The sequence below is a fragment of the Sulfuricurvum sp. MLSB genome, from assembly GCF_000747095.1.
Taxonomy (GTDB): domain Bacteria; phylum Campylobacterota; class Campylobacteria; order Campylobacterales; family Sulfurimonadaceae; genus Sulfuricurvum.
On the sequence record NZ_JQGL01000018.1, the window covers coordinates 1 to 3,028 of the forward strand.

The 3,028-nt window shown below is 52.5% G+C and carries 3 protein-coding genes; 2 read left to right on the forward strand and 1 reads right to left on the reverse strand.

What is annotated here, in order from left to right:
• On the reverse strand, nucleotides 1-150 hold a 150-nt coding region (locus JU82_RS11585; RefSeq protein WP_294892022.1), incomplete at its 3' end, for an alanine racemase.
• A 49-nt stretch (nucleotides 151-199) separates the two neighbouring features.
• On the opposite strand from JU82_RS11585, the gene JU82_RS02440 reads away from it, so the two are divergent.
• Together JU82_RS02440 and JU82_RS11590 are read left to right on the forward strand one after the other, a co-directional pair.
• Nucleotides 200-1,213: an agmatine/peptidylarginine deiminase gene (locus tag JU82_RS02440; RefSeq protein WP_037946112.1), complete on the forward strand. Its 1,014-nt coding sequence runs from the start codon at nucleotides 200-202 to the stop codon at nucleotides 1,211-1,213.
• A gap of 162 nt (nucleotides 1,214-1,375) precedes the next feature.
• The coding region (locus JU82_RS11590) for a TonB-dependent receptor (RefSeq protein ID WP_294892018.1) at nucleotides 1,376-3,028 on the forward strand (1,653 nt) is incomplete at its 3' end.

A 3,028-nucleotide genomic window follows, 5' to 3' on the forward strand; every position in this document is an offset into this window, starting at 1 on the left:
TTCGGCGCATGCCTGTGCAATCAGAACCGCTCCGTGCCCGTACGCGTTATCTTTTAAAACGACGGCGATTTTATCTTTGGCTCCAACTTGGTGTGCGATAATGTCAAGATTATGAATCAGTGCCTCGCGGCTAAGCGTAATAGATCCCATTGTATCCCTAACGGTGATAGATGGCGAAATTATAGACCAAGGTAAATTAATGCGTTATTTCCCCGCCGAATTTGAACCCCAAAGTTTCGTTCAGCTCATTTTCCCTCATCCCCAAAGCGACTGGGCGCCGTATCTCGAAGAAGCGCGTCAGACGTTCGTCAATATCGCCAATGCCGTTGCCCGCTACCAGCCCTGCCTGATCGTCTGCGATAATGTCGACGTCGTCAAAAGCTATTTCGCCTCGCACGACAACCTTGTCTTCATCCCCTATCAGAGCGACGACACATGGGCGCGCGACTGCAGCGTTCTTTCCGTCATCGACGAAGACGAGGACGAACCGCTGCTGCTCGATTTCACCTTCACCGGATGGGGCGGCAAGTTCGACGCGTCGCGCGACAATGCGATGAGTTCCGCCATCGCACACGTTTACGGTGCTCCGATGCACAAAGTCGATCTGATTTTAGAAGGGGGCGGGGTCGAATCCAACGGGGCGGGAAGCCTTTTGACAACAGCGGAATGTTTGCTCAATCCCAACCGTAACGCCCATCTGACCAAAGCGCAAACCGAAGCGATTCTCAAGCGAGAGTTCGGCGTGGAGCAGATTTTGTGGCTGAACCACGGCTACCTCGCGGGTGATGACACCGACAGCCACATCGATACCCTCGCCCGCTTCATCGATACCGATACGATTATGTATGTTAAATGCGACGATCAAACGGACGAGCACTATGCGGCTCTTAAAAAAATGGAAGAGGAGCTGACGGCGTTGCGGGATTTGGACGGCGAACCGTTTAAGCTGATTGCGTTGCCGATGTGTTCTCCGGCGTTTTACGACGATGAGCGCTTGCCCGCTACCTACGCCAATTTCCTCATCATCAACGGCGCGGTGCTCCTCCCCGTCTACAACGACCCGTACGATGCCGAAGCGATCGACATCTGCCGCAAAGCCTTCAAAGGACGCGACATCGTCCCCATCGACTGCTCCGTCCTGATCCGCCAGCACGGCTCGCTTCACTGCGTCACGATGCAGTTTCCCGAAGATGTGTCACTACGACTTGAATAGGATCGAAAAACCGGTAAAGAGAAAGTAGCCCGAAGCGGCCAAAAGTACAAGTGTTAAGATTATTCGTTTTACGGTCGGTTTCATAAACAAAAGTATAGCGATTTAACACTAATGTAACACTTCTTTCCTACACTTCTTCATATTTGCTTAAGGAATTAAAGTATGAAGACGTTTACTCTCCTTTCGGTGGCAGCTGTTGCTGCGCTCGCCACCGAACCGGTCACGATCCAAAAAATTACCGTTGAAGCCGCTGCTCCTAAAAGCGATGCCACACGCATCACTGCCGATGAAATAGTGAAATTTTCCCGCCAATCCGATCTGGGCGAAATGCTCTCGGGAGCGCTTCCGGAAATCACCCATGTACGTACGACCGCTATCGGAAACGACATCGTGTTGCGCGGATTCAAAAAAGACAACCTCAACGTCACCATCGATGACGCCAAAATCTGCGGTGCGTGTCCGAACCGTATGGATCCGCCCGCAATGCACGTATCCTCCAGCCAGATCGCTTCGGTCGAAGTTCAGGAAGGTCCTTTTGACGTCACGCAGTTCGGCAGCCTCGGAGGTGCGATCAACGTTGTCACCAAAGACCCTTCCAAAGGGATGCACGGTGAAATCTCCGCAACACTTGGAAGCTATGATTACCGCAAAGTTTCTGCTACCGTCGAAGGCGGCAATGACGCCGTACAGGCGCTTGTCGGATACAGCCATGAGACCAGCGGCCAGTACAAAGACGGTGATGGAAAAACCTTGGCGGAACAAGCCGACAACGCTACCACAGCCGGACAGCGTTACTCAACCGCCCACAAAAATGATGATGCCTATACGCGACAAAACTTCTGGGCAAAAATTGTCGGCAATATCGGTGATAACCAAAAACTGACCCTCAGCTATTTCGGAGACCGCGCCGATGACGTTCTTTACCCGCGCTATCCGATGGATGCGCTGATCGACGATACCGATATGTTCAAAGCCAAATACCAGCTCTTCGGATTGGGAACCTATTCGGACGAACTCAGCATCGAAGCGTACCATTCGAAAGTCAAACACGAAATGGGGACGGATTTCAGAGCAGGAGCTACCAGTGCCGCCGCAACGATGGTCTCACCGGTAGATGCGACGATCAAAGGGGTGCGCGCCGAAAATACCGCCTCGATCGCTGAAGCGGACGTCACTTTCGGTATCGACCTCTCGACACGCAACTGGAACGGCACCAAAGGCTCACGCCTCAACCCTTACGCGCAAGTTCAAATCCCTGACGCCGATACCGATAACGTCGGCGTGTATGCCAAAGCGCTCAAAACATTCGGCGCTTTGGATATGAGCGGAGGGCTGCGCTACGATGACACTCATGTCGATGCCGACCAAAATCTGATGGCAACGGCCAAAGACCGCGATTACGACAATGTCAGCGCAAACGTTTTGGGACGTTATCACTACAGTTCACACGGAAATGTCTTCGTCGGTGCCGGACAATCGGTACGCGTTCCGGATGCCAGAGAACTCTATTTTGCCGGCGGTATCGGAAATACGAATCTGAACGAAACGATCAACCGTGAAGTCGACATGGGAGTCGAGCACACATTCGGGAACCTTCACCTCAAAGGGACGCTCTTTTACAGCGACCTGAAAGATTACATCTACGCCTATAAAACCGGTGTCAGTACCAACACCTCATACGCCAATATCGATGCGCGCATCGTGGGCGGAGACGTTACAGCCGATTACGCCATCAACAACGAATGGAGCATCGAGTCAGGTGTTGCGTACCAAAGAGGGACTAAAAAAGACACCTCCGAGCTTGATGCGCTCAGC

Coding starts and splice junctions, on each gene's coding strand:
- JU82_RS02440 (WP_037946112.1), top strand. CDS start 200: ATGCGTTATTTCCCCGCCGAATTTGAACCCCAAAGTTTCGTTCAGCTC.